Annotated in this window: 25 protein-coding genes; 16 read left to right on the top strand and 9 right to left on the bottom strand. The window is 69.6% G+C overall.

What is annotated here, in order from left to right:
• The first annotated feature begins 57 nt into the window (after positions 1–57).
• Positions 58–732 carry a VTT domain-containing protein gene (locus ABZV91_RS06665; protein ID WP_355236578.1) on the top strand — a complete coding sequence of 225 codons (675 nt, stop codon included), beginning with the start codon at positions 58–60 and terminating at the stop codon, positions 730–732.
• A gap of 24 nt (positions 733–756) precedes the next feature.
• Here the strand turns inward: ABZV91_RS06665 and ABZV91_RS06660 are convergent, their stop codons facing one another.
• Positions 757–2,292, bottom strand: a complete 1,536-nt coding sequence (locus tag ABZV91_RS06660; protein ID WP_355236467.1) for an aldehyde dehydrogenase family protein — start codon at positions 2,290–2,292, stop codon at positions 757–759.
• A 221-nt stretch (positions 2,293–2,513) separates the two neighbouring features.
• Between ABZV91_RS06660 and ABZV91_RS06655 the strand changes: the two genes are divergently transcribed.
• The 7 genes from ABZV91_RS06655 to ABZV91_RS06625 all read left to right on the top strand — a co-directional run bounded on the left by ABZV91_RS06655 (position 2,514) and on the right by ABZV91_RS06625 (position 8,223).
• Complete coding sequence (locus tag ABZV91_RS06655) at positions 2,514–2,972, top strand: DNA-binding protein (RefSeq protein WP_355236465.1); 459 nt, start codon at positions 2,514–2,516, stop codon at positions 2,970–2,972.
• On the top strand, positions 2,972–3,445 hold the full coding sequence (locus tag ABZV91_RS06650; protein ID WP_355236462.1) for a Zn-ribbon domain-containing OB-fold protein: 474 nt from the start codon (positions 2,972–2,974) through the stop codon (positions 3,443–3,445). The genes ABZV91_RS06655 and ABZV91_RS06650 overlap by 1 nt, the downstream gene beginning before the upstream one ends.
• Positions 3,438–4,508, top strand: coding sequence for a lipid-transfer protein (locus ABZV91_RS06645; protein ID WP_355236459.1), 1,071 nt, complete (start codon positions 3,438–3,440; stop codon positions 4,506–4,508). Before ABZV91_RS06650 ends, ABZV91_RS06645 begins: the two co-directional genes overlap by 8 nt.
• Complete coding sequence (locus ABZV91_RS06640; protein ID WP_355236456.1) at positions 4,505–5,659, top strand: thiolase domain-containing protein; 1,155 nt, start codon at positions 4,505–4,507, stop codon at positions 5,657–5,659. Before ABZV91_RS06645 ends, ABZV91_RS06640 begins: the two co-directional genes overlap by 4 nt.
• Positions 5,660–5,894: 235 nt before the next feature.
• Positions 5,895–7,094, top strand: coding sequence for a beta-ketoacyl synthase N-terminal-like domain-containing protein (locus ABZV91_RS06635; protein ID WP_355236453.1), 1,200 nt, complete (start codon positions 5,895–5,897; stop codon positions 7,092–7,094).
• 10 nt (positions 7,095–7,104) lie between these two features.
• Entirely contained in the window at positions 7,105–7,842 is a 738-nt protein-coding gene (locus tag ABZV91_RS06630) for a TetR/AcrR family transcriptional regulator (protein ID WP_355236450.1), read from the top strand.
• Positions 7,843–7,944: 102 nt separating this feature from the next.
• The gene (locus ABZV91_RS06625) at positions 7,945–8,223 is read left to right on the top strand and encodes a type II toxin-antitoxin system prevent-host-death family antitoxin (RefSeq protein WP_355236447.1); all 279 of its coding nucleotides are present in this window, start codon (positions 7,945–7,947) and stop codon (positions 8,221–8,223) included.
• Positions 8,224–8,509: 286 nt separating this feature from the next.
• Here ABZV91_RS06625 and ABZV91_RS06620 read toward each other — a convergent pair whose 3' ends face one another.
• From ABZV91_RS06620 to ABZV91_RS06610, 3 genes are all read right to left on the bottom strand, one after another.
• A complete protein-coding gene (locus tag ABZV91_RS06620) occupies positions 8,510–10,099 on the bottom strand; it encodes an AMP-binding protein (protein ID WP_355236445.1) in 1,590 nt (529 codons plus the stop codon).
• A 155-nt stretch (positions 10,100–10,254) separates the two neighbouring features.
• Positions 10,255–10,584 carry a LysR substrate-binding domain-containing protein gene (locus tag ABZV91_RS06615; protein WP_355236443.1) on the bottom strand — a complete coding sequence of 110 codons (330 nt, stop codon included), beginning with the start codon at positions 10,582–10,584 and terminating at the stop codon, positions 10,255–10,257.
• Positions 10,585–10,617: 33 nt separating this feature from the next.
• Entirely contained in the window at positions 10,618–10,833 is a 216-nt protein-coding gene (locus tag ABZV91_RS06610) for a LysR family transcriptional regulator (RefSeq protein WP_355236441.1), read from the bottom strand.
• Between the two features lie 61 nt (positions 10,834–10,894).
• Between ABZV91_RS06610 and ABZV91_RS06605 the strand changes: the two genes are divergently transcribed.
• Positions 10,895–11,755 carry an oxidoreductase gene (locus ABZV91_RS06605; RefSeq protein WP_355236439.1) on the top strand — a complete coding sequence of 287 codons (861 nt, stop codon included), beginning with the start codon at positions 10,895–10,897 and terminating at the stop codon, positions 11,753–11,755.
• A gap of 273 nt (positions 11,756–12,028) precedes the next feature.
• On the opposite strand, the gene ABZV91_RS06600 is transcribed toward ABZV91_RS06605, so the two are convergent.
• A complete protein-coding gene (locus ABZV91_RS06600) occupies positions 12,029–13,624 on the bottom strand; it encodes an aldehyde dehydrogenase (NADP(+)) (protein ID WP_355236436.1) in 1,596 nt (531 codons plus the stop codon).
• Positions 13,624–14,538, bottom strand: coding sequence for a 5-dehydro-4-deoxyglucarate dehydratase (kdgD, locus tag ABZV91_RS06595; RefSeq protein ID WP_355236433.1), 915 nt, complete (start codon positions 14,536–14,538; stop codon positions 13,624–13,626). The genes ABZV91_RS06600 and kdgD overlap by 1 nt, the downstream gene beginning before the upstream one ends.
• A gap of 106 nt (positions 14,539–14,644) precedes the next feature.
• On the opposite strand from kdgD, the gene ABZV91_RS06590 reads away from it, so the two are divergent.
• The 5 genes from ABZV91_RS06590 (at position 14,645) to ABZV91_RS06570 (ending at position 20,309) form a co-directional block, all read left to right on the top strand.
• Positions 14,645–15,577, top strand: coding sequence for a LysR substrate-binding domain-containing protein (locus ABZV91_RS06590; protein WP_355236430.1), 933 nt, complete (start codon positions 14,645–14,647; stop codon positions 15,575–15,577).
• Positions 15,578–15,702: 125 nt separating this feature from the next.
• Positions 15,703–17,109, top strand: coding sequence for an MFS transporter (locus ABZV91_RS06585; protein WP_355236427.1), 1,407 nt, complete (start codon positions 15,703–15,705; stop codon positions 17,107–17,109).
• On the top strand, positions 17,106–18,446 hold the full coding sequence (gene gudD, locus ABZV91_RS06580) for a glucarate dehydratase (RefSeq protein ID WP_355236424.1): 1,341 nt from the start codon (positions 17,106–17,108) through the stop codon (positions 18,444–18,446). The genes ABZV91_RS06585 and gudD overlap by 4 nt, the downstream gene beginning before the upstream one ends.
• A gap of 81 nt (positions 18,447–18,527) precedes the next feature.
• Positions 18,528–19,001, top strand: a complete 474-nt coding sequence (locus tag ABZV91_RS06575) for an Rrf2 family transcriptional regulator (protein ID WP_355236421.1) — start codon at positions 18,528–18,530, stop codon at positions 18,999–19,001.
• Positions 19,002–19,100: 99 nt separating this feature from the next.
• Positions 19,101–20,309 carry an FAD-dependent oxidoreductase gene (locus ABZV91_RS06570; protein ID WP_355236418.1) on the top strand — a complete coding sequence of 403 codons (1,209 nt, stop codon included), beginning with the start codon at positions 19,101–19,103 and terminating at the stop codon, positions 20,307–20,309.
• A gap of 65 nt (positions 20,310–20,374) precedes the next feature.
• On the opposite strand, the gene ABZV91_RS06565 is transcribed toward ABZV91_RS06570, so the two are convergent.
• Together ABZV91_RS06565 and ABZV91_RS06560 are read right to left on the bottom strand one after the other, a co-directional pair.
• Positions 20,375–21,574 carry an MFS transporter gene (locus tag ABZV91_RS06565; RefSeq protein WP_355236415.1) on the bottom strand — a complete coding sequence of 400 codons (1,200 nt, stop codon included), beginning with the start codon at positions 21,572–21,574 and terminating at the stop codon, positions 20,375–20,377.
• Entirely contained in the window at positions 21,571–22,227 is a 657-nt protein-coding gene (locus tag ABZV91_RS06560; RefSeq protein ID WP_355236412.1) for a GntR family transcriptional regulator, read from the bottom strand. The genes ABZV91_RS06565 and ABZV91_RS06560 overlap by 4 nt, the downstream gene beginning before the upstream one ends.
• A gap of 145 nt (positions 22,228–22,372) precedes the next feature.
• Here ABZV91_RS06560 and ABZV91_RS06555 point away from each other — a divergent pair, with 145 nt between their 5' ends.
• Complete coding sequence (locus ABZV91_RS06555; RefSeq protein ID WP_355236409.1) at positions 22,373–23,167, top strand: thioesterase family protein; 795 nt, start codon at positions 22,373–22,375, stop codon at positions 23,165–23,167.
• A 56-nt stretch (positions 23,168–23,223) separates the two neighbouring features.
• On the opposite strand, the gene ABZV91_RS06550 is transcribed toward ABZV91_RS06555, so the two are convergent.
• Complete coding sequence (locus tag ABZV91_RS06550) at positions 23,224–23,847, bottom strand: TetR/AcrR family transcriptional regulator (RefSeq protein WP_355236406.1); 624 nt, start codon at positions 23,845–23,847, stop codon at positions 23,224–23,226.
• Between the two features lie 71 nt (positions 23,848–23,918).
• Here ABZV91_RS06550 and ABZV91_RS06545 point away from each other — a divergent pair, with 71 nt between their 5' ends.
• Positions 23,919–24,428, top strand: coding sequence for a GNAT family N-acetyltransferase (locus tag ABZV91_RS06545; RefSeq protein WP_355236403.1), 510 nt, complete (start codon positions 23,919–23,921; stop codon positions 24,426–24,428).
• The last annotated feature ends 512 nt before the right edge of the window (positions 24,429–24,940 follow it).

Here is a 24,940-nt window from a genome sequence, read left to right as displayed (position 1 = left end):
ATCTTCGGCGGGGTGAGTTACTCAGCCGTCGCAGCGGCCACCACCGAACTTGCCCTGATGCCGGGTTTTCTCGACCCGGTGAATCTGCTCAATTCGTTCGGCACCTGGGTCCTGCTGGGTCTGCTCGTCGTGGTGTTCATCGAGTCGGGCCTGCTGTTCCCGCTATTGCCCGGTGATTCGCTGCTGTTCACCGCGGGACTCATCGCGGCCTCCAAATCGGCGGAGATCGAACCCTTCGCGCCGATCGGGGTGCTGCTGGTGTTGATCCCGCTCGCGGCGATCGCCGGCGATCAGGTGGGGTACCTGATCGGCGCCAAGGGCGGCACCGCGCTGTTCAAGAGCGACGACGCGAAGATCCTGAAGAGGTCCTATCTCGACGAATCCCACGCGTTCTTCGAGAAGCACGGGCCGATCACCATCGTGCTCGCCCGGTTCGTGCCGATCGTGCGAACCTACGCACCGCTGGTCGCGGGTGCGGCCAAGATGAAGTACTCGGTATTCCTCACCTACAACATCGTCGGCGGCGTGCTGTGGGGCGCGGGAGTCACCATGCTGGGCTATCTACTCGGCCAGATCGCGGTCGTGCGCGACAATGTCGACTTGATCTTCCTGCTCATCGTGGCCGTCTCGGTGCTCCCGATCGTCTGGGAGGTGGTCAAACGCTCTCGCTCCGGGGGGCGGAAATCCGCGGCCGCGGGCGAGGACGAACCCGCCGATCACCCGGCCGCCTGATCGCGCAGGCGGCCGGGCCACCGGTCAGCGCACCAGGCGGCGCAGCAGTTTGTTGCCGAACAGGGTGGCGATGGTCTTCTCCAGCGTGGCGGCGGTGGCCTCGCTGTAGGGGTACCAGATGTTCTCCTTCTTCAGGCCCCACCGGTCCAGCAGCACCGGCTGCGGGTGCGCGAAGCCGCGCAGCGCGTCCCGGCCGTTGACCAGGCCCAGACCACTGTCTTTCCGGCCGCCGAAGGGCGCCTCGGCCACGCCGTAGATCACCGACGCGTCGTTCTGCACCACCGACCCGGTCTCGAGCTGTTTGGCCAGCCGCACGACCTTGGCCTTGTCCTTGGTGAACACACTGCCGCTGAGGCCGTACTGGCAGTCGTTGGCCATTCTCACGGCCTCTTCCTCGTCCCGGACGCGCATGATCGCGACGATCGGGCCGAAGGTCTCCTGCTGCATGATGTCCATATCGTGGGTGACGTCCACGACCACCGTCGGCTTGAAGAACACGCCCTCGGCGGTATCGGATTCCCCGCCGAGCAGGATGGTGGCGCCCTTGGCCTTGGCGTCCTCGACGTGCTTCTCCACGATCTCGAGCTGCCGGTCCCAGAAGAGCGGGCCGACATCCTTGCCCACGGCGCCGTAGGTCACCTCGGCGGCGCGTTTGCGCACCTCCTCGATGAACCGGTCGGCGATGCTCTCCACCACGTAGATCCGCTCGACCCCGACGCAGACCTGACCGGTGTTGAACATCGACAGGTACACCGCGCCGAGCGAGGCGCGGTCCAGGTCGGCGTCGGCGCAGACGATCATCGCGTCCTTACCGCCGAGTTCGAGGGTGACCGGGATCAGCCGGCTCGCGCAGGCGGCGGCGATCTTCTTACCGGTGCCGACGCTGCCGGTGAACGAGATCTTGTCGACATCGCCGTTCACCAGGGCCGCGCCGGTCTCGCCGTCACCGTGCACGACCTGGAGCACGTCCTCGGGGACACCCGCCTCGTGCAGCACCTTGACCGCCCACTCCCCCGAGTGCGGGGTGACCTCGGACGGTTTGAGCACCACCGAGTTGCCGGCCAGCAGGGCCTGGGCGATCGGGTTCAGGGAGAGGATGAACGGGCCGTTCCAGGGGGTGATCACGCCGACCACGCCGAGCGGCTGATAGTTGATGACGAGTTTCTTCAGCGGCAGCATGTAGCCGTGCAGGCGGCGCTTCTCGTCGGCCAGATCCTTGGTGGCGCGCCCGCTCCAGTAGTTCAGGAAGTCGCAGGCGGGCACCATTTCCACGGCCAGCGCCTCGACCCGCGGTTTACCGGTCTCCTGCATCACCGTTTCGACGATCTCGTCACGCCGGGCCAGGAGCACCGAGACCGCGTTGCGGATGATCGCGGCCCGTTCGGCGACCGGCCGGGCGGCCCAGCCGGGCTGCGCGGCGCGCGCCGTGGCCAGGACCGCGGCCACATCGTCGGCCGTGCTCACCTCGATCTCGCCGACGCGTTCGCGGGTAGCGGGGCTGCGCAGCTCGAGCCGCCGGCGTCCGTCGGCGGTCGGCTCCAGCTGTTCAACGATGGCCATGGTGATCTCTCCTCACCGGAGGAATTGGAACAGGTTCTACTCGAATTCGGAGCTTACGTCATGCGCGCGGGCGACGCACCGGGGATGGCCCGAACAAGTCCGGACTACCTACGATGCCGCTATCAACCGATTCAATCAAGTGATTGACACGGGGCCATCGCGCGGGACACCATCGACACGCGGTCCAGTGCCGGACCGCGCCCCCGATCGGCAGGAGACCGATGACAGCCGAGTCCCCGGACGCGAGTCTCACCGCGCCCTACAGCATCGAATTCCCGTACAACCGGACGGTCGGCGAGAAGATCGGCACGTTCCTCGGCGGTCTGCGCGACGGCGAACTGTACGGGGTGCGCACCGCCGCCGGCGCGGTACTCTGCCCGGCCCTGGAATTCGACCCGGCCACCGCGGCGCCCACCGGCGACCTGGTCCACCTGACCCCCGCCGGCACCGTCACCCACTGGACCTGGGTGCCCACCCGGCCCGGCGACGATATCGAAGCCGACCACTTCGCCTGGGCCCTGATCACCATCGACGGCACCGAGGGCGGCCTCTTCCACGCCGTCGACACCGGCGGCGACTCCTCCCGCCTGGCCGCGGGCCTGCGGGTGGCACCCCGCTGGCGCGCCGAACGGGTGGGCAGTATCCGCGATATCGTCTGCTTCGAACCGGTGGGGTCGTGATGAGCACCCTGCCCATGCCCGTGGAATCGTTCACCAGCCCGCACAAGGTGGACTACACCTTCGTCGCCGGAACCGGGCGCTCGGCCTTCCTGCGCGGGCTGAAGGAACGCCGCCTGCTGGCCCGCCGCTGCCCGACCTGCGAGCGCGTGTACCTGCCCTTCCCCGAATTCTGCTCGCGCTGCCTGGCCGAGCTCTCCGCGCCGTTCGAACTCGACGGCACCGGCGTGGTGAAAACGTTCTGCGTGGTGAACTTCCCGTTCCCCGGCCAGGTGATCGACCCGCCGTACCTGGTGGCCTATATCCAGGTCGACGGCGCGGACACCACCCTCATGCATCTGATCCGGGACGTCGAACTCGCCGATGTGCACATCGGGATGCGGGTGGAACCGGTGTGGTGCGCCGAAGAGGACCTGGACACATCCATGAACAGCATCCGCTACTACCGGCCGGTCGCAGGAGGTTCCGATGCGTGATATCGCGGTGGTCGCATTCGCGCAGTCGCCGGCGATGTCGGCCGACCGGCACGACGATATGGCCGAGATCCTGCTGCCGGTGATGCGCGAGGCGCTCGGCTCGGCGGGTATCGATCGCACCGAGGTCGATTTCTGGACATCGGGGAGCCACGATTTCCACGAGGGCCGGACCTTCGCCTATATCGAATCGCTCGACGCGGTGGGTGCGTGGCCGCCGATCTCGGAATCCCATGTCGAGATGGACGCCGCCTGGGCCGCCTACGAGGCGTGGTCGTGGCTGCAACTCGGCGAGGGCGAGATCGCGGTCGTCTACGGGGTCGGGCGCGGGTCGCTGGCCCACGATCTCGACCAGGTGACCGCCACCCAGCTCGACCCGTACTTCCTGGCCCCGCTGCGGCCGCACCAGGACGCGCTGGCCGCGCTCCAGGCGCAGGCGCTGATCGCCGCCGGGGTGCTGGACGAGAAACAGCTGGCCGAGGTGGTGGTCCGGGCCCGGGCGGGCGCGGTGGGCAATCCGGGCGCGCAGGTGTCCGGGGAGTTCACGGTGGACGAACTGCTGGCCGCGCCGTATCTGGCGTCGCCGTTGCGCGAACACGATCGGGGTCCGATCGGCGATGCCGCGGCGGTCCTGGTGCTGGCGGCCGGTGATACCGCGCGGCGACTGGCGCGGCGCCCGGCCTGGGTGCGCGGTGCCGACCACCGGATGGACAGCCACTATCCGGGGACCCGCGACCTGACCCGCGTCGACACGGTGACGGTGGCCGCGGCGAAGGCCGCCGAGCAGGCCGGTTTCGCGGCCCGCGAGGTCCAGATCGCCGAACTGCACACCGAGTACAGCTACCAGGAACCGCTGCTGGCGCAGGCACTCGAACTGTCCGGGGCCACGATCAATCCCGGCGGCGGGCCACTGGTCGCCCGGCCCACCACCGCCACCGGACTCATCCGGATCGGCGCCGCGGCACAGCACATCCTGACCGGTCGCGCGGACCGCACGCTGGCACACGCCACCAACGGGCCCGCGCTCCAGCAGAACATGATCTGCCTTATGGAGGGAGACCGGTGAAACTCGCGGTCGTCGGAATCGGACAGAGCAAACAGGCCAAGAAACGCAAGGTCACCATCGGCGCGATGGTGCGCGAAGCCGTCGACGAGGCAATGGCCGACGCCGAACTGGAATTCGGCGATATCGACGCCGTCGTGCTGTCGAAGACACCGGACCTGTTCGACGGGGTGATGAATCCGGAGCTCTACCTCGCCGACGCGATGGGAGCCCGCGGACTACCGGTGACCCGGGTGTTCACCGGCGGCAGCGTCGGCGGGCACGCCGCCATCTACGGTGCCCATCTGGTGCAGGCGGGTCTGGCCCGGCGGGTGCTGGTGGTCGCGTATTCCAAGGAATCCGAGGGTGATTTCACCTGGGCGCTGTCGCGCGGGCTGCCCTTCAGCGCGCAACTCGGCGCGGGCGCCGGGGCGCATTTCGCGCCGGTGATCCGGGAATACATCCGCCGGTCGGCGGCACCCGAGCACATCGGCTGGCAGATCGCGGTCAACCACCGTCTCAACGCCACCCGGAACCCGTACGCGCATATCCAGTTACCGGATATCACCGTGGAGCAGGTGCGCGAATCCCGGATGCTCTGGGACCCTATCCGTTTCCTGGAGTCGTGCCCCTCCTCGGACGGTTCGTGCGCGGTGGTGATCACCGGGGAAGACGACGCCCACCACACCGGCCGTCCCCCCGCCTGGATCCACGGCATGTCGTGGCGCACCGAGACCGGCCATTTCGCCGGCCGCGACGAAGTGAACCCCGAGGCCGGACGGCAGTGCGCCGCCGAGGCGTACCGGCAGGCCGGGATCACCGATCCGGCCCGCGAGATCGATACCGCCGAGCTCTACATCCCCTACAGCTGGTTCGAGCCGATCTGGCTGGAGAACGTGGGCCTGGCCGAGGTCGGCCAGGGCTGGAAGGTGGTGGATTCCGGGCGCACCGCGTTCGGCGGAGAACTGCCGATCAATCCGTCCGGCGGGGTGCTGTCCGGGAACCCCACGGGGGCAACGGGCCTGCTGCGGTTCGCCGAGGCGGCCATGCAGGTACGGGGTACCGCGGGCGAGCACCAGGTACCGGACGCGCGCCGCGCCATCGGCCACGCCATGGGCGGGGCGGCGCAGTTCCACGCGCTCTGGGTGGTCGGCGCCGAACCACCGAATTCCTGACCGGTGGGTCCGGTGCCCTCGGCCCGGCCCCACCACCGCCCGGCAACGGGCGACAACACTTCCGCGGACCGCGGGACCGCACGAGACGAGGAGAGAGCAATGATGCACTACCTCCGCCGGCGCTCGGGCCTCCGCGGTTCGCGTGTACCAGCTACCGAGGAGAGATCGTGATGCGATACCTCCGCCAACGCGTCGGCCTCCGCGGGCCGCAGACACCAGTTTCCGAGGAGAGATCATGAGCGGGCGGGTATACGTTGCCGGCGTCGGGATGACCAAGTTCGAGAAGATCCAGTCCCGGGACTGGACGTATCCGGAGATGGTCGCCGAAGCGGTGGGCCAGGCGCTCGCCGACGCCGGAGTGGGGTACGACCGGGTGCAGCGCGCCGCCGTCGGGTACGTCTTCCAGCCCTCCACCGCGGGTCAGCGGGCGCTCTACGATATCGGCCTCACCGGTATCCCGATGGTCAACGTCAACAACAACTGCGCCACCGGGTCCACCGCGCTCGTGCTCGCCCGGGAATGGGTGCAGGCCGGGCTCGCCGATATCGTGCTCGCGGTCGGGTTCGAGCAGATGACCAAACAGGCGATGTCCGGCGACGGCACCATGCCGAAGGTCACCACGGTGGACCGGCACATGGACGCGCTGAAGGCGGCCGCCGGTTTCGGGCACGCGCCGATGACCGCCCAGTTCTTCAGCGCCGCCGCGAACGAACACATGCAGCGGTACGGGACCACCCGGGAGCAGCTGGCCCGGGTCGCGGTGAAGAACCACGAACACTCCACCCGCAACCCCAAAGCCCAGTTCCAGGACGCCTACACCCTCGACCAGGTGCTCGGCGACAAACTGGTCTCCGATCCGCTGACCCGCTCGCAGTGCTCCCCCATGTCCGACGGCGCCGGCGCGGCGGTGCTGGTGAGCGAACGCTACGTGCGCGAACACGGTCTCGATCGGGCGGTGCCGATCCTCGCCCAGGAACTGGTGACCGATACCGGCGCCTCCTTCGAGTCGGGGTCGATGATCGATGTGGTGGGCGCGCCCATGGCGCGGATCGCCGGCCGGAAGGTACTGGAGACCGCCGGGGTGGGCATCGACGATATCGATGTGCTCGAACTGCACGACTGCTTCTCCATCAACGAGCTGCTCACCTACGAGGCGCTGGGTCTGTGCGGCGAAGGCGAATCCGGCGCGCTGGTGGAGTCGGGGGCGACCACCTACGGCGGCCGCTGGGTGGTCAACCCGTCGGGTGGGCTCATCTCCAAGGGGCATCCGCTCGGCGCCACCGGGCTGGCACAGTGCACGGAACTGGTCACCCAGGTGCGCGGTGCGGCCGGTGCGCGTCAGGTGGAGGGCGCGCGGCTCGGGCTCGCCCACAATCTCGGGCTCGGTGGAGCCTGCGTCGTGACCCTGTACGGTGCGCCGGACACGGTCTCCTAGAGTTCCGGTCATGACGAGAAGCCGGGTGCGGTCCGGGCGGGCGATGTCCTCGCCCGCCGCATCCCCGCGCCGGGGCCCGGCCGCGGCCCGCGGCGAGGCCCGTCCGGACCCCGGCCCCGGGCACTCCCCCGAGGCCGGTCTCCCCACCGATCAGCGCCTGATCCTGGCCGCCGAACGGCTCTTCGCCGAACGCGGGATCGACGCGGTCTCCCTACGTTCGGTGATGGCCGAGGCCGGCGCGAACGTCGCATCCGTGCACTATCACTTCGGCTCCAAGGACGCCCTGGTCGACGCCCTGATCAGCCGCCGCAGCGAACAACTGCACACCCGCCGCGCCGAACTGCTGGACGCCGTGGAGGCCGCCGGCACACCCGATGCCCGGTCGCTGGCCGACGCCTTCGTCCGCCCGGTCGGCGAACTCGCCGCCGCCGGCGGCACCCCGTGGATCCGCCTGGTCGCGGGGATCATGAGCGGTAACCATCCCGCGCTCACCAAACTCACCGAGGGATTCGCCCCCCAGGCCCTGCGGTTCAACGCCCTGCTGGAGCAGACCGCCCCCGGTGTCGCGTCCCGGACCATCCGCTTCCGCCTCACCCAGGCCATGAATCTGACCTTCCAGACGCTCGGCGACCCAGACGGTCTGCGGGGCATGCTGGCGCTCAGCGGAACCCGGCTCTCCCCCGACGAACTGCTCACCGAACTGATCGATACCGTCACCGCGATCCTCACGGGTCCACCGGATCACTGAGGTCTTCGCCCACTCGCTCCTATCACCGACGGCAGACTCGACCTCGGCCCCGGCGGCCTATTCGACTCGTCGAGGTAGTACACACAGGCCTACATTGCCCGTATGAACGATCGGCTGAGTATTCGTCGGGTTCGTGCACAACTGCCGACCGTGGTCGATGCCGCTGCGCGGGAGGGGCACGTCACCGTGATCACTCGCGGCGGTCGGCCGGCGGCCGCCATCGTCCCGTTGTTCATGCTCGCCCAGCGCGAAGAATGGGAGGACGAGCAACTGGAGCATATGGCGGGCGAAGCACTTACCGAAGCAGGCGAGCCCGAACGGATCACCCTGGGACAGATGATGGACGAGATCCTCGCCGCCGGTGACGAAGCCGTGCCATGAAATACGAATGCTGGATGCGAATGCCGCGGACCGCCCGGCGAAGGACGCGGCGACCCCATCCCCCGAGGAGGCCCGTTACGCCTGCCGGTCGCACCGACTTTGCCGAATAACGACCCGGACCGACGGGGCGGCGTGGACGTCGAAGCATCAACCGGGCGTCCCGGAGTCCGCTGACAGGTGGGCAACTACCGGCTCGTCTACGAGGCGACGATGGAAAGCTGGTGATCCTGGTGATCTCCGCCGGCCATCGACGAAAAATATACGAGCGGTAGCTGCCCGCCCGACCTCAGTTGACCTGCCGGCCCTCGCCCCAGTACTGCGCCCGCAGCGCTTTCTTGTCCGGTTTACCGAGCGGGCTGACCGGGATGCTCTCGGCGAAATCGACGGTTTTCGGGGTGTAGACCGCGCCCTTACGGTCCTTCACCAGCGCCTGCAGTTCCTCGACCGGCACCGACTGCCCGTCGCGCAGCACGACGACCGCCTTGACCGCCTCACCCCATTTGTCGTCCGGCACACCGATCACGGCCGCGGCGCTCACCGCCGGATGCGCCGACAGCACATCCTCGACCTCGCGCGGATACACATTGAACCCGCCGGAGACGATCATGTCCTTCTTCCGGTCGACGATGTAGAGGAAACCCTCCTCGTCCTGCCGGGCGATATCGCCGGTGTGCAGCCAGCCGAATTCGGTGGCCTCCGCGGTCTGTTCGGGTTTGTTCAGATACCCGTTCATCACGAGCGGGCCGCGGACACACACCTCGCCCGGCTCACCCTGGGGTACCTCGTTACCCTTCTCGTCGAGCAGGGCCACCGACAGCCACGGCACCGGGCGGCCGCAACTGGCCAGCCGCTCCGGTTTGTTCAGGTCGTGGTCGCCGCGCCGCAGCACCGAGATGGTCATCGGGCTCTCGGCCTGGCCGTAGAACTGGAAGAAGATGGGACCGAACTTCTCGATCGCCTCGGCCAGCCGGGTCGGGGAGATCGCGGAGGCGCCGTAGAACACGGTCTGCAGGCTGGAGAGGTCGTACTTGTCCAGGTCGGGGCTGTCCAGCAGGGCGTAGAGCATGGTGGGCACCAGCATGGTCGCGGTGATCTTGTACTTCTCGATCGCCTCGAGCACCTTGGCCGGATGGAAGTACGGCAGCACCACGATGGAACCACCCTGCTGGGCGGTGGGGCCCCAGAACGCGGCGCCCGCGTGGCTCAGCGGGGTGCACACCAGGAACCGGACCTCGTCGGGCCACTCCCATTCGGTCATCTGGATGCGCAGCATGGTGGTACTGCCGCGGAAGCTCATCTCCACGCCCTTGGGCTTACCGGTGGTGCCACCGGTATAGGCCAGGCTCATGGTCGCGTTCGGATCCACCTGCGGACCGCGCACCCGCTCGGGGGTGAACCCGGCGGCCAGTTCGATCAGATCGGTCCCCGCCTCGGACGGACCGAACGAGAACAGGTTCCGCAACCCGGGCACCTTGTCCCGCAACTGCGCGGCACGTTCGTCGAAACCGCTCGGGTCGTAGATCAGGGTTTCCACGCCCGCGTCCTCGAGGACGTAGGCGTGATCGTCGAGCGAGCCCATGGGATGCAGCGCCATGGCCCGCGATCCGTTCACATTGTTGGCGCCCTGGGCGAAGATCACCTCCGGGCGGTTCGCCGACAGCACCGCCACGGGAGAGCCCACACCCAGTCCGGCCGAGGCCAGCGCCTGGGCGAACCGGCTGATCTGATCGCGCACGTCGCGGTAGGTCAGGGTGGCGTCGTCGATATGGACCGCGGTGCGGTCGGCATATCGCTCGAGAGCTTTGCCCAGCAGGTCCACCGCCAGCGGCTCGCGGTGCAGCAGGGCGGTGTCGTCGACGTGCGGTTCAGTGTTCATTCGTCTGCCTTTCGGGCCGGCCCGACCGAGCGGAACCGGCGAAGATCGACCGGTGCTCCGGCGCGGTCACGAGCCGCGGGCACCGCCACATGGCGCCGCGGCCCGTGAACCACCCACGGGGCTCGCAAACCGCGAAAACTATAACACGTTCTACTTTACTTCCGGGAGGGATCCGCGAACTCCACCACATCGCACCCGGCGAGGGGATGGGATCCGGGTAGTGCGACCACCCGCGGTTCGCGCGCCACCACCACCCATTCGTACCGGTCGGCGCCGGCCAGCGGCAGCCAGACGAACGCCACATCGGTGGACCCGTCGGCCAGCCCGGCGGTCGGGTCGAGCCAGCCGAGCTGGCGCAGCACGGGTTTGGCGGCAGGATGAGCCGCCGCGAACCGGGCCCGCACCGCCGGGAGCAGCCCGCGACCCGGACTGGTGCTGATACCGATGGTCAGCACGGCCTGTTGCCCGGCCTTGGCGGCCTCCACATCGGTGCGCGCCGCCTCCCACGCGGCCAGCAGCTACCGCGCATGCGGGAGGAGCGCTTCCCCCACCGGCGTGAGCCGTACCGAACGCCCGTCCCGATCGAACAACGGTGCGCCCAGTTGCCGTTCGAGCGCTCGGATCTGCTTGCTCAGCGCGGGTTGGGAGACGAAAAGGCTCTCCGCGGCGCGGGTGAAGTTCAACTGCTCCGCGACCGCCGCGAAGTAGCGGAGGTCCCGTCCGTGCACATCCATAACCAACGGTTATCACAACCGGTCTTGGACATCATCTCGGCGCGGGGCCAGGATCGTTCTCGTGACTCGAACCGAGGAGAACATAGTGGGCAATCCGAAGATCTGGCTGGTGACCGGTGCGAGCAGCGGCTTCGGCCGCGCGATCACCCGGGCGGCGATCGACGCCGGCGATACCGTGATCGCGGTGGCACGCCGCACCGCCGCCCTCGACGATCTCGTCGCCGCCCACCCCGACCAGGTGGAAGCATTGGCGCTGGACGTCACCGATACCGAGCGCATGGAGACCGCGGTCGCCGATATCGTCGCACGCTACGGCCGAATCGACGTGCTGGTCAACAATGCGGGCCGCACCCAGGTGGGCGCGGTCGAGGAGACCACCGACGGCGAACTGCGCGACCTGTTCGACCTGCACTTCTTCGGGCCCGCCGCACTCACTCGCGCGGTACTGCCGCAGATGCGCGCCCAGCGGTCCGGCGCGATCGTCATGATGAGCAGTGTCGGCGGGCAGCTGTCGTTCGCCGGCTTCTCCGCCTACAGCGCCACCAAATTCGCGCTCGAGGGCTTCTCCGAGGCGCTGGCCGAGGAGGTGGCACCGTTCGGGATCGATGTGCTGGTCGTCGAACCCGGCGCCTTCCGGACGGGGCTCTTCGGGGCCGGCGCCGCGTATTTCAGCGCCGAGAACGAGGTCTACGCCGAGACGGCGGGCGCCACCCGGCGCATGGTCGAGACGGGGGACGGCACCCAACCGGGCGATCCCGCCAAGGCCGCCGCCGCTATCCGCGCGGCGCTGGAGGCCGAGCGCACGCCCCTGCGCCTGCCGCTCGGCGCGGATTCCGTGGATTCGGTACTCGCCCACCTCGATTCGGTACGCGCCGAAGTCGCCGAGTGGGAGAAGGTCGGGCGGGCCACCGCCTTCGAATGAGGATCAGGTCGATGATTCTCGTGCGCGTCCCCGCTCACGAGGTTCCTCGGCCGGATCCCGGACACTCCGGCCATCGGATGCCCGTGCCGCGCTCACGGCACCCGACCGAGAACTGCTGTCCACGAGAGGTCCGCCGACCGCTCTGCGGGCCCGGCCGGCGGACCGGGGCGGATGTTCCCACGCCGCCGGTCCGCCACCGTTCGGGTACGGTGCGCACCGCGGAATCCACCCGGATCCGGAGATCGGCAGCGGTTCCGCTCGAGACACGCGGGATCAGTCCCGCGTGACCGTCCCGTCCACCCGGCGCCAGATGCCGAGCGGGTTCTCCACGCGGATCTCGTCGGCGAGCAGTTCCTCCGGCACGTTCTGGTAGCTCACCGGGCGCAGGAAGCGTTCGATGGCAAGGGATCCCACCGAGGTGGTGGCCGACGCCGTGGTCGCCGGGAAGGGACCGCCGTGCACCACCGCGTGCCCGACCTCGACACCGGTGGGCCAGCCGTCGAAGAGCACCCGCCCCGCGATCAGCTCCAGTTCCCCCAGCAGCGGCCGGGCGATGTCCCGGTCGGCGGCGGTGGCGTGCACGGTGGCCGTGAGCTGGCCCTCCAACTCCCCGGCCAGTGCCAGTAGTTCCGCGGTGTCGGCGGCGCGCACGATGATCGAACTCGGACCGAACACCTCGTCCTGGAGTGCGCGGTCGGCCCGGAAACGCGCGGCGGTGGTGACGAACAGATGCGGATCGCCGGAACAACTCGTCGCGCCCGCGGCCCCGGTGGCGGCCAGCCGCACTCCCTCGGTCCCGGTCAGGCGCTCGACACCGGCGGTGAACGACGCCGCGATCCCCTTGTTCAGCATGGGCGCACCGGACGCCGCACCGATCGCCTCGGTGGCCGCTGCCACGAATTCGTCGGCGCCGGGCCCGTCGGCCAGGAAGACCAGACCCGGGCTGGTGCACAGCTGCCCGACGCCGGTGGTCAGCGAGGCGACGAATTCCGCGCCCAGGCTCGCACCGCGTTGCGCCAGTGCGCCGGGCAGCACGAAGACCGGGTTCACGCTGGACATTTCGGCGTACACCGGGATCGGTACCGGCCGCGCCGCAGCGGCCGCGGCCAGCGCCAGCCCGCCCCGCCGGGATCCGGTGAAACCCACCGCGCGGATATGTGGGTCGCGGACCAGCGCGAGGCCGGTTTCCACGCCACCGTGCACCAGCGCGAAGGTTCCCGCCGGCAGACCGTGCTCCCGGGCTGCCGCGAGCACCGCGCGCGCCACCAGTTCGGAGGTACCGGGATGCGACGGATGCGCTTTGACGACCACCGGTGCGCCGGCGGCCAGCGCGGAGGCGGTGTCACCGCCCGCGACCGAGAAGGCCAGCGGGAAGTTACTGGCGGCGAACACCGCCACCGGCCCCACGGGAATACGGCGCTGGCGCAGATCGGGTTTCGGCAGCGGCGTCCGCGCCGGATCGGGCCGGTCGAGCCGGGCGCCGGTCCAGCTGCCCTCCCGCACCACCTGGGCGAACAGCCGCAGCTGCCCGGTGGTGCGGCCGATCTCCCCGCGGATACGGGCTTCGGGCAGACCGGATTCGGCGATCGCACGCTGCGCCAGGACCTCCCCCAGGTTCTCGATCTCCGTGGCGATACCGTCCAGGAACGCGGCACGCCGGGTGAAATCGGTGGCCCGGTATTCCGCGAAAGCGGTCCATGCGGCGGTCGCCGCCCGTGCCACGGTGGCGGCGTCGGCTTCGTGGAACTCCGGTTCGAGCGTGACGCCGGTCGCCGGGTTCACCGCGCGGAAGGCCCCGGTGGTCCCGGGGACCTCGGTGTCGCCCAGCAGGTTCGCGCCGGTGAGGTGTGTGGTCTCGGTGCTGGTCATCAGCTCACCTTCTTCACGAGGTCGGCCAGTTCGGCGAGTTCGGTCTCGTCGAGATCGGTCAGCGGGCTGCGCACCGGGCCCGCCGGGCGGCCGATGACCTTCATCCCCGCCTTGATGACGCTCACCGCGTAGCCGGGTTTGCGATTGCGCAGGTCGCAGTACGGGATCACGAACTCGTTGAGCGCGTTCAGCACGAACGCGTTGTCGCCGCGGCGCAGGGCGCGGTAGAAGTCGAGCGCGAACTCGGGCAGGAAGTTGTAGATCGCCGAGGAGTAGGTGGTCACGCCCAGCGCCAGGTAGGGCAGCGCGAACATCTCCGCGGTGGGCAGGCCGCCGACGTAGGTGAGGCGGTCGCCGACCCCGGCGTAGATCCGGGTCATCTGTTCGATATTGCCGATACCGTCCTTGAACCCGATCAGAGTGGGGCAGCGGTCGGCGAGTTCGGCGACGGCGGCTTCGGAGTACGCCGCGTTGGCGCGCGAGTAGATGATGACACCGAGGTCGGTGGCCGCACAGACCTGCCGCACATGGTCGACCAGACCCTCCTGGCTCGCCTCGGTGAGGTAGGGCGGCAGCAGCAGGACGCCGCTCGCGCCGGCGCGTTCCGCGGCGCGCGCCATCTCGACCGCGGTCGCGGTGCCGTACCCGGCGGGGGCGATCACCGGCAGACCGTCCGGCGCTTCCTGGACGGCGGCGGTGACCACCTGGTCGACCTCGGCCGGGGTGAGGGAGAAGAACTCGCCGGTGCCGCCCGCGGCGAACAGGCCGGACGCGTCGTACTGGCCGAGCCAGCCGATGTTGTCCCGGTAGGCGGCCTCGTCGAACGAGCCGTCGGCGCGCAGGTGCGTAACCGGGAAGGACAGCAGGCCGGAGCCCAGCTTCCGGGCGACTTCCTGGGGAGGGGCAGTGGTCATGGCGTGCGACTCCTGTTCGAGGGTGACCTGCTGCCCTCACCCTAGGAACCCCTATGATTCACGTCCAACACTGATTACATATCTATCAATACAAGGTCGGTATCGGATGTTCACTTTCGTCCAGCTCACCCATTTCGTCGCCGTGGCCGAGGAGCTCCACTTCGGCCGGGCGGCGGAACGCCTGCGGATGACGCAGCCGCCACTGAGTCGGCAGATCCAGCTCCTGGAGAAGGAGGTGGGCGCCGAACTGTTCGACCGATCCAACCGCACGGTGAAACTCACCCGCGCCGGTCGCGCCTTCCTGCTCGATGCCCGGCGGCTGCTCCAGCAGGCCGAACGGGCCACCCTGGCGGTGCGCCGGGTCTCGGCCGGCACCGGGGGTGTGCTGCGGCTGGGATTCACCGGGGCGAGCGTGCACTCCGGGCTGCCGCGGGTGCTCGCCGCGACCCGGGCGGCACTACCCGATGTCGATGTGGAGTTGCGCGAAATGGTGACCATGGACCAGGTGGAGGCGCTCTCGGAGGGAGCTCTCGATCTGGGCATGGTGCGCCCGCCGATCACCCGGCCGGACCTCACCACGCGCACCTTCGTGCGCGAGGGCCTGATCGTGGCCCTGCCCGCGGACCACCCACTGGCGACCGAGACGGGACCGGTACCGGTGACCGCGCTGCACGGCGTGGAGATGGTGATGCACGCGCCGGTCGAGGCACGGTACTTCCACGACCTGATCACCACGGTGCTGCACGCGGCGGCCGTGATCCCGGTGATCACCCAGTACATGACCCAGATCCACAGCATCCTGGCGTTGGTGAACCTGGGCTGGGGCGTGGCGCTGGTGCCCGAATCGGCCACCGGTATGCGGTTCGACCACGTGGTCTACCACCCCTTGGAGGGAGTGGAGACCCAGGTGGAACTCGACCTGGTGTGGCGCCACGGTAACGAGAACCCGGCCTTCACCAGGCTGATGACGGAATTGGCGGGGGCGGACGAGAGCACCTCCGCCACTTTCGATACCTTTCCTGTATCGATTCATCCGTAATTGGTGTTGGACCGGAATCACCCGAGGTCTTTACATTCAGTGCCTGTGAGGCGAGTCACCGGGCCTCAGACGTATTCCCACGGCACTGCGTAGCGCGGTGGCGGTTCGACCGAAAGGAGTGGACGATGTCGTTCACTCGGCAGCCGACTGCGGAACTGGAAATAGCCGTGTCGAAGTTCTTCCGACGCGTCGTCCCGCTGTTCATCATCATGTTGATCTGCAATCAGATCAACCGCTCGAATATCGGCTACGCCCGTGAATACCTGGAAGCGGACGTCGGTATCGGCGCCGCCGCCTACGGTTTCGGCGCGGGTGTCTTCTTCATCGCCTACGCCCTGTTCGAACTACCGAGCAACGTGATGATGGAGAAGTACGGCGCACGCGTCTGGCTCACCCGCATCATGGTCAGCTGGGGGCTGGTCTCGGCCGCCATGATGTTCGTCCAGAACGCGACCATGTTCTACGTGCTGCGCTTCCTGCTCGGCGCGGCCGAGGCCGGGTTCTTCCCCGCAGTCATCTTCTACCTGGCCAAATGGTTGCCGAACAGCCATCGCGGCCGGGCCACGGCCCTCTTCGTCGCCGGGTCCTCGGTCGCCGCGGCGGTATCCGGTCCACTGTCGGGCCCGCTGCTCTCCCTCGACGACAGCCTCGGCCTGCACGGCTGGCAGTGGATGTTCGGCATCGAGGGCACGGTGTCGGTGTTCGTCGGCATCATCGCCTTCTTCTTCCTCGACTCCCATATCAAGGACGCGAAATGGCTGACCGACGGTGAGAAGAAAGCTCTCGTCGATACCATTTCCGCCGAGGAGATCGACAAGGCCGCCAATTCCGGGGTCGCGCATCGGGCGTCCCGCTGGCGGATGCTGCTGGATCCGAAACTGATCCTCTTCTGCTGGATCTATTTCGCCATTCAGCTCTCCATCTACGCGAACACCTTCTGGCTGCCCTCGATCATCCGCCGCATCGACGGCGTGAACGATATAACCGTCGGCCTGCTCTCCTCGCTGCCCTGGATCTGCGCGGTGGTCGCCATGTACGCCTCGGCGCGCATCGGCGACCGCACCGGCAACCGCCGGCCCCTGCTCATCGTCGCGCTCCTCACCGCCGCCGTCGGCACCTACCTCGCCGCCATCGCGTCGCCGTGGCTCGCCCTGGTCTTCCTGTGCGTCGCCGCCATGGGCTTCAAGAGCGCCAGCCCGCTGTTCTGGTCCATTCCGCAGTCCGGGCTGCATCCGCTCGTCCTCGCCCCCGCCATCGCCATCATCAACTCGCTCGGAAACCTCGGCGGCTTCGTGGCGCCGTACGGCTTCGGCCTGATCAAATCGGCCACCGGTGAGGTCACCTGGGGCCTCTACGCGCTCGCCGCCGCTTCCGTGCTCGCCGCCGCCTCGGTCCTGCTCGTCCGCAGGTCGAGCGCAGCGAACAGCGACACGGCCCCGGCCGCCGCGGGAACCCTTCCCGAACCCGGGTCGCTCGACGCGCCCGCCCACCCCGCCACCGCCGCGGTCACCACCCTGGAGAAGCGTTCATGACCACCCGCACCCCCCGCGTCACCGAGATGCGTGTCGTGCCCATCGCCGGCCACGACAGCATGCTGCTCAATCTCAGCGGCGCGCACGCCCCCTATTTCACCCGCAATCTCGTGATCCTCACCGATTCCGACGGTCGCACCGGGGTCGGCGAGGTGCCCGGCGGCGAGCGGATCCGTGCCACCCTCACCGAGGCCCGGGAGTTGGTGATCGGCCGCGGCGTCGGCGAATACCACGCTGTGCTGACCGATATCCGGCGCACCTTCGCCGCCCGCGATGAGGGCGGGCGGGGAAACCAGACCTTCGATCTGCGGGTCACGGTGCACGCCGTGACCGCGGTCGAATCGGCCCTGCTCGACCTGCTCGGGCAGCATCTGGAGGTACCGGTCGCGGCCCTGCTCGGCGAGGGTGTGCAGCGGGACCGGGTGCCCGCGCTCGGTTACCTCTTCTTCGTCGGCGATCGCGGGCGTACCGATCTCCCCTACCGATCCGGTACGGACGAACCGGCGGACGCCGACGAGTGGATGCGCCTGCGCCACGAGGAAGCGCTGACGCCGGAGTCGGTGGTGGCTCTGGCCCGGGCCGCGCGGGCTCGCTACGGCTTCCGCGATTTCAAGCTCAAGGGCGGTGTACTGCCGGGTCCCGAGGAGGCCGCCGCGGTGCGCGCGCTGGCCGAGGAGTTCCCGGATGCCCGGATCACCCTCGACCCCAACGGCGGCTGGCTGCTGCGCGAAGCGGTACCGCTGTGCCGGGAACTCACCGATGTCCTCGCCTACGCCGAGGACCCGGTCGGCCCGGAGGGGTCGTTCTCCGGCCGGGAGGTGATGGCCGAGTTCAAACGGGCCACCGGCCTGCCGACGGCGACCAATATGATCGCCACCGATTGGCGCGAACTCGGGCACACCGTCCGCACCGGGGCGGTCGATATTCCGCTGGCCGATCCGCATTTCTGGACGATGGCGGGATCGGTGCGCGTCGCGCAGCTCTGTGACGCCTGGGGGCTGACCTGGGGTTCGCATTCGAATAATCATTTCGATGTCTCGCTGGCCATGTTCACCCAGGTCGCGGCGGCGGCGCCCGGCGCAATCACGGCCATCGACACGCACTGGATCTGGCAGGACGGCCAGCGCATCACCCGCGATCCCTACCGGATCGTCGACGGTGAACTGACCCTGCCGCAGCGTCCCGGTCTCGGCGTCGATCTCGACGAGGAGCGGGTGGCCGCCGCACACGAGCTGTACCAGCGAGAGGGGCTGGGCGAGCGCAACGACGCGGCGACCATGCAGTACCTGATCCCCGGCTGGCAGTTCGACAGCAAGCGTCCCGCGCTCAGCCGCTGAGGTTTCCGGGCCGGCTCCGCGCGCGGGAGCCGGCCCGCCCGGCCTTGCGTAGGCGAAATGGGGATAGTTAGTATCCCGGTTATGAAAATGGGCGAGGGCGTCGAGTGGAGCCTGCACTGCTGTGTCACGCTGGCCTGGCTCGATGACCGCTGGCCGGTACCGATCGCCCGGCTGGCCGCCTGGTTCGACCTACCGGTGGAGTATCTGAAGAAACGTCTCCAAGCGCTGGTCCGGGCCGGGATCCTCACCTCCACCCCGGGTGTGCGCGGGGGTTTCGGTCTGGCCCGGCCGCCGGAACGAATCACCCTGCTCGATGTGGTCACCGCCGTGGAAGGCGGGGTGGAACCGTTCCGCTGCACCGAGATCCGGCAGCGCGGCGGCAGCGGTCACAGCGGCGGCGCGGAGTTCACCCGGCCGTGCGGTATCTCGCTGGCCATGCGCCGCGCTGAACTGGCGTGGCGACGCGAGCTCGCCGCCCAGACCATCGCCGACCTCGCCGCCGGCGCTCCGGCTGCCTCGGCGCAGCGCACCCGGCGCGAGTTCGCGAACCCCTGAACTCGCGGCGGTGGTCGCGCCTCCCGGGTGCCGGACCGCCGCGAGGTCTCCGAATAGAGACATTTTCTCTCCCAGATAGCCGATCCCCAGGAGGATGACATGTCCGGAATCGTGGTCTTGGGCGGTGGTTTCGCCGGGGTGTGGAGCGCCGCGGGCGCGGTCCGGCTCGCCCGCGCGGCGGGACGCGACCTGCCCGTCACCCTCATCGACCCCGGCGACGATCTGGTCATCCGGCCACGCCTCTACCAGGCCGAACCCGACCGCATGCGGATCTCGCTGGATCGCATCCTCGGGCCGGTCGGAGTCCGGCGGATCGCGGGTACCGCGACCGCCGTGCATACCGCGCACCGGACCGTGACCGTCGTCGGGAGAGACGGTGAGACAGCGGAAATCCCCTGGGAGCGAATGATTATCGCGACCGGAAGCCGGCTCGTCCGGCCCGGTGTGCCGGGCGCCGAGCTGCTGCACAATGTGGACACCCTCCCGGCCGCCGCGGCACTGGACTCGCATCTGCACCGGCTGCCGGACCTGCCGCCGGGTGCGGGGCGCTTCACCGCCGTGGTCGTCGGCGCGGGCTTCACCGGGCTCGAGATCGCCACCGAACTGGTGGACCGGCTCGGCGCGCTCGCCACGCACGAGCCGGTCCGCGTCGTGCTGGTGGAGCGGGCCGATACGGTCGGGCCCGAACTCGGACCCGGCCCCCGGCCGCAGATCCAGGAGGCCCTGGCGAGCCTGGGAGTCGAACAACATCTGGGTGTCGGCCTGAGCGCGGTGGAACCCGAGGGGGTCGTACTGTCCGACGGCACCCGTATCGCGGCGCGGACGGTGGTGTGGACCGCCGGAGTGCAGGCGAGTCCGCTCACCGCCGACATCCCCGCCGACCGGGACCGGCTGGGCCGGTTGGCGGTGGACGAGCAGCTACGGGTACGCGGGGTCCCCGGCGTGTACGCGGCCGGGGATACCGCGGCCGCGGACGCCGAGCCGGGACACCCGGTATTGCAGTGCTGCCAGCACGCGCTGCAACTGGGGAAGTTCGCGGGCCACAACGCCGCCGCCGATCTGTTCGGGCTCCCGGCCGTACCGTTCGCACCGGCGCCCTACGTCACCTGCCTGGACCTCGGCTCGGCCGGCGCGGTTTTCACCCACGGCTGGGACCGCCGCGTGGTCGCGACCGGCGCGAGCGCCAAGGAGCGCAAGCGGAAGGTGAACGAGTGGTGGATCTATCCGCCGACCGACGACCCGGGCGAACTGCTCCGGCAGGCCGACCACCGCTTCTCGGTACGCGATATCCCCACCCCGGGCCTCTGAACCGCGTCACGCGGCCTCCCCTCGCCGCTGCACACCCTCCGCGGACCCCGGCGAGGCGCGATTACTCAACTCGCCGGTACCAGCTGTTGCCCGGGAGCCGGCACGGCGGGCAGATGCGACCGGGAGTGCCGGGCTATCACCGCGGTGCCCGACAGCGCCACCAGCACCAGCCCGCCGAGGAGCACCGGATAGTCGGCCGCCGGGCTGAGCAGGCTGAGCAGCGACGGCAACAGGAACCCCAGGTAGGCCAGGGCGTAGTAGGCCCCGGTGAGCGCGGCCAGTTCCTCCGGCGCCGCCAGCCGCTGCACTTCGAGCAGGCCGGAGACCAGCGCGATCCCGTACGCGCATCCCAGGGCGAGCGCGGCGACCAGGGCCACGACAGGCGAGCGGACCAGCGCGGCCAGCGCGCTGACCACCAACCCGGCCGACATGACCGACATCGCCACCGCCACCGCCCGCGCGCTGGTGGTGCGGTCCAGCCGTTTGGCGAGCGGCTGGACCAGTACGCCGACCGTGAGGGTGGCGACGGTGACGGTGGTCGAGTACAGCAGGCCCCACTGCCCGACACGGTCGCCGACGAGCTGCGGCATCACCGCGTAGGCCACTCCGGCGGAACCGAAGATCCACGGCGCCATCGGGACGATCACCCGCCGGAACCGCGGATGCCGCAGACCGGAGAACCGTCCGGGCGTCCCCGTCCCGGCCGGCAGCGTCTCCGGCGCCCGCAGCACCGCGGGCAGCACCGCGGCGGCGAGCAGCGCGTGCACGACATAGGGCAGCACCATCGGCGCCGGACCCCACTGAGCGAGAACCCCCGCGACGCCCGCGCCGAAACCGAAGCCGAGCGTGAGCCACAGCGCGGCCCGCCGCGCGCCGGCCGCCGGGCCGCGCCCGGCGCGGACGGCGAGCTCGGTGGTCCAGGTGGTGCCCACCGCCATGGCCACGGCCACCCCGAAACCGGTGATCAGCCGGCCGATCGCGATCCAGCCGACACCGAACACCCCGGCCGCCAGCAGCGGACTGGCCACCAGCGAGGCCAGGACCCCCGCGACCGCCACCGGGCGCCGCCCGAACCGCGCGGAGAGCGCGCCGCTGAGCAGCAGACCCGGCACCAGACCGAGAACGTAGGCGCCGAGCAGCGCGTTCACCAGGAACGCGGAGTAACCCTCGTCCCGGTACATGACCAGCAGCGGCGTGAACTGGTTACCGCCCCAGGCGCAGACGAAGATCGCCGCCACCGCCGCATGCCACGAACCCTGCCTCATCGCCGGTGGGTCCCGTCCAGATGCGCGCGCAGGGCGGTGGTGAAGGCCCCCGCGTCACCCGATTCGATGATGGCGACGAGTTCCTCGTGCTGCCGCAGCACCACCGGGATGCGGCCGGGCACCGGACCGAGCGCGGCGACGTTCATCCGGCGCTGCCGATCGGCCAGCCCGGTGTAGAAGCGGATCAGCAGGGCGTTGCCACCCGACTCGACCAGGGTGCGATGGAAGAGTTCGTCCGCCTCGGCGAAGGCCTCGAGGTCACCGGACTCGGCGTGCCCGCGCTGGACCGCGAGCGCGGCGCGCAGTCGGTCGACGGCGGCGGGCACCTGCTCGGGTGTGCGGAGCAGACGGCGGACCGCCGCGGTTTCGACGGCTTCCCGGGCGTCCAGCACGTCCTCGGCCTCACCCGGCGGTACCGGTGCGACGATGGCCCCGCGTTTGGGCACCAGGGTCAGCAGTTCCTCGGCCTGCAGCCGCACGAACGCCTCCCGGACCGGAGTACGGCTCAACCCCAGCCGACCGGCGATCTCGGTTTCGCTGAAGAGGTGGCCGCCCGGCAGTTCACCGGACAGGACCAGTTCCTTGGTGAGCCGGTAGGCCCGATCCGCTGCACTCTGCCCGGGTGTATCGGCCGGGTACGACGATGTCCGCACGCAGGCCACTCTAGCTGATAGATACAAGCTTGCATGCAAGCATGCACTCGTCTGCCCACCCTCCGGCACCCTCCGCCCCGGCGGTACGGTCGGGACAGAGATCGAACAGACGGCGCGAGCGCCGACCGGACGAACGGACAACGATGTGACCGAGGCCTTCTACCTGCCCGATCCGGCGGACCCGCAGCGGTTCGTCTCCACCGAACTGACGCGCGGTCCGTGGTCGCCCGACGCCCAGCACGCCGGCCCGCCCTCCGCGCTGCTCGGCCATGTGATCGAACGGTGCGAACCCCGCCCGGGTTTTCAGGTCGGCCGGGTCGCCGTGGAGATCCTCGGTCCCGTCCCCCTGGCCCCCCTCACCGCGCAGGCCCGCCTCGTACGCCCCGGACGCAGCGTGGAACTGATCGAGGCGACGCTGTCCACCGACCGCGGTCCCGTGATGCGGGCCGTCGCGTGGCGCTTCAAACTCGCCGACCCCGAACTCGAGATCCCCGAGCACCTCTTACCGACCGGGGCACGCCCCGGCCCCGACCAGACGCCCGATCCCGAACCGTTCCCCTCCACCCAGCCTGTCGGATTCCACACCGGTATCGAATACCGCTACGTCACCGGCTCGTTCCGCGAACCGGGCCCCGCGGTGTGCTGGATCCGGCTGAAGTACCCGATCGTCGCCGGTACCACGCCCAGCCCGCTGGAACGCACTCTCGCGGCGGCGGACTCCGGCAACGGTGTCAGCGCGGTCCTCGACTGGGACCGCTACCTGTTCATCAACACCGATCTCACCGTCACCCTGCACCGTCAGCCGGTCGGCGAATGGGTCTGCCTCGACGCCGTCACCCATCCGCAGCCGCACGGTATCGGCTCGGCCGAGTCCGCGCTGTTCGACGAGAAGGGCCCGCTGGGTCGCAGCACCCAGACCCTGTTCCTCGGCCCGCGCTGATTCTCGTTCCCGCACCACGCCGGTCCACTGCCCGCTGTCGGTTCCGTGCCGGGCGGCTACACCCCCGTCGGGCCGGCCACCCGATCGACCCCGGTCGCCACCTCGGGTTCGCCGAACTCCCGCCGGACGGCCGCGCCCACCCGGTCGTCCGCACCTGTCGCGAGCAGGTCGAGGAGCGCGCCGCGTAGTACCGCGAGCACCCGGGTGCGTTCCGCCCGGCCCGCGTCGGATTGCCGGATCCGGGCGGGTTGCGCCGCCGCCAGCACCTCCAGCCAGTCCGCGACGGTTTCCCGGGCGAAATCCGCCCACGGGCCGGACGGTTCCACCAGCGACCGGACATAACCCTCCAGCCACAGCGTGAGCAGAGCGCGTCGAGCGGGGTCGGACAGCCAGGCCCACAGCGCCGCCGCGACCCGCGGCAGCCGATCGTGCGGCGGATCCGCGGGCACGTCTACGGCGGCGAGCAGTGCGAGTTCCTCGGCCCGGGCGCGGGCCAGCAGCGCACGCACCAGACCTTCCTTGCTGCCGAACAGGTACAGCAGCACCCGGGGACTGGTCCCGATCGCCGTGGCCAGTGGTCGCAGCGACATCTCCGCCAGCCCGTGGGCCAGGACGTACCGGTAGGCCGCTTCGAGCAGTTCGGTCTGCCGAGCCGAGGGGGTTGCGTCCGAGTCCGCCATACGGGCATTCTGTCACCACTGAAACAGTCGTTTCAGTGGTGGGCAGCCCAGGCCGTACCCGGAGGACGGACATGATCGAAACAGAAACCGGCGCGACCCCCGGCCCGGTGATCCGCCCGCTCGGGCAGCCGGGCGATCTGGGCTGGATGGTGCAGGCGCACGGTGAGATCTATGCCGCCGAGTTCGGCTGGGACAGCAGCTTCGAAACGCTGGTCGCCCAGATAGTCACCGGCTACGCGAGCGAACACGACCCCGAGAGCGAAGCCGCCTGGATCGCCACTCTCGACGGTGAGCGGGTGGGGTGCGTGCTCTGCTCGCGCGGTGACGCCGAGACCGCGAAACTGCGGATCCTGCTGGTGGACCCGAAGGCGCGCGGGTACGGCCTGGGCCGGCGACTCGTCACCACCTGCCTGGACTTCGCGCGCTCCACCGGCTACCGGCGGATCACGCTGTGGACGAACGATGTGCTCACCTCGGCGCGCCGGATATACCGGGCGACCGGATTCGAACTCGACGACGAATACCGGCATCACAGCTTCGGCCGGGAGTTGGTGGGGCAGAACTGGTCCCGGGAGCTGTAATCCACGGGAGATCCCACACCGGGCTCGCCCCTGCCCCCGCGCGGTGCCACTGTCATACCCCTTGCCGCCGGCGCCCGCGCCGGCGGCTGTCTCGCACTCCCCGGGGCCGGCCCGAAGGGACGCGACCCCGGTGCGGGACTCCACCGTCACCCGGCCCGGCCGTCGCGTGCATACCGTCGGCAGTCATCCCGCGAGGAGGTCCCGCACAGACCGGCAGGAATCGAGCGGCCTACGCGCGAGCGAGATCGACGCACCGAGTGGGGGTTGTTCTCCGGCGGACAGCGCAGATCGGCCCGCGCCTCCACCTCGCCACCCCGCGCCGACCGAGGACGCGAATCCGGGGCGCCGCGCCCCCGAGGGACGTGGGTTCCGAACCCGATGACCGCGGCCCGGACGCCGGGCACCACCCGAACACCGAACACCGAACACCGAACACCGAACACCGAACACCGAACACCGAACACCGAACACCGAACACCGAACACCGAACACCGAACACCGAACACCGAACA

The organism is Nocardia sp. NPDC004568, from assembly GCF_040609955.1.
Lineage (GTDB): Bacteria > Actinomycetota > Actinomycetes > Mycobacteriales > Mycobacteriaceae > Nocardia.
Note: the sequence above shows the minus strand (reverse complement) of the source record. Positions and strands in the feature narration are given on the sequence as shown.

Excerpts from the sequence above, each read along its gene's own strand:
- ABZV91_RS06665 (WP_355236578.1), top strand. The coding sequence starts at position 58 with ATGCCGGGTTTTCTCGACCCGGTGAATCTGCTCAATTCGTTCGGCACC.
- ABZV91_RS06660 (WP_355236467.1), bottom strand. The coding sequence starts at position 2,292 with ATGGCCATCGTTGAACAGCTGGAGCCGACCGCCGACGGACGCCGGCGG.
- ABZV91_RS06655 (WP_355236465.1), top strand. The coding sequence starts at position 2,514 with ATGACAGCCGAGTCCCCGGACGCGAGTCTCACCGCGCCCTACAGCATC.
- ABZV91_RS06650 (WP_355236462.1), top strand. The coding sequence starts at position 2,972 with ATGAGCACCCTGCCCATGCCCGTGGAATCGTTCACCAGCCCGCACAAG.
- ABZV91_RS06645 (WP_355236459.1), top strand. The coding sequence starts at position 3,438 with ATGCGTGATATCGCGGTGGTCGCATTCGCGCAGTCGCCGGCGATGTCG.
- ABZV91_RS06635 (WP_355236453.1), top strand. The coding sequence starts at position 5,895 with ATGAGCGGGCGGGTATACGTTGCCGGCGTCGGGATGACCAAGTTCGAG.
- ABZV91_RS06630 (WP_355236450.1), top strand. The coding sequence starts at position 7,105 with ATGACGAGAAGCCGGGTGCGGTCCGGGCGGGCGATGTCCTCGCCCGCC.
- ABZV91_RS06625 (WP_355236447.1), top strand. The coding sequence starts at position 7,945 with ATGAACGATCGGCTGAGTATTCGTCGGGTTCGTGCACAACTGCCGACC.
- ABZV91_RS06620 (WP_355236445.1), bottom strand. The coding sequence starts at position 10,099 with ATGAACACTGAACCGCACGTCGACGACACCGCCCTGCTGCACCGCGAG.
- ABZV91_RS06610 (WP_355236441.1), bottom strand. The coding sequence starts at position 10,833 with ATGGATGTGCACGGACGGGACCTCCGCTACTTCGCGGCGGTCGCGGAG.
- ABZV91_RS06600 (WP_355236436.1), bottom strand. The coding sequence starts at position 13,624 with ATGACCAGCACCGAGACCACACACCTCACCGGCGCGAACCTGCTGGGC.
- kdgD (WP_355236433.1), bottom strand. The coding sequence starts at position 14,538 with ATGACCACTGCCCCTCCCCAGGAAGTCGCCCGGAAGCTGGGCTCCGGC.
- ABZV91_RS06590 (WP_355236430.1), top strand. The coding sequence starts at position 14,645 with ATGTTCACTTTCGTCCAGCTCACCCATTTCGTCGCCGTGGCCGAGGAG.
- ABZV91_RS06585 (WP_355236427.1), top strand. The coding sequence starts at position 15,703 with ATGTCGTTCACTCGGCAGCCGACTGCGGAACTGGAAATAGCCGTGTCG.
- gudD (WP_355236424.1), top strand. The coding sequence starts at position 17,106 with ATGACCACCCGCACCCCCCGCGTCACCGAGATGCGTGTCGTGCCCATC.
- ABZV91_RS06575 (WP_355236421.1), top strand. The coding sequence starts at position 18,528 with ATGAAAATGGGCGAGGGCGTCGAGTGGAGCCTGCACTGCTGTGTCACG.
- ABZV91_RS06570 (WP_355236418.1), top strand. The coding sequence starts at position 19,101 with ATGTCCGGAATCGTGGTCTTGGGCGGTGGTTTCGCCGGGGTGTGGAGC.
- ABZV91_RS06565 (WP_355236415.1), bottom strand. The coding sequence starts at position 21,574 with ATGAGGCAGGGTTCGTGGCATGCGGCGGTGGCGGCGATCTTCGTCTGC.
- ABZV91_RS06550 (WP_355236406.1), bottom strand. The coding sequence starts at position 23,847 with ATGGCGGACTCGGACGCAACCCCCTCGGCTCGGCAGACCGAACTGCTC.
- ABZV91_RS06545 (WP_355236403.1), top strand. The coding sequence starts at position 23,919 with ATGATCGAAACAGAAACCGGCGCGACCCCCGGCCCGGTGATCCGCCCG.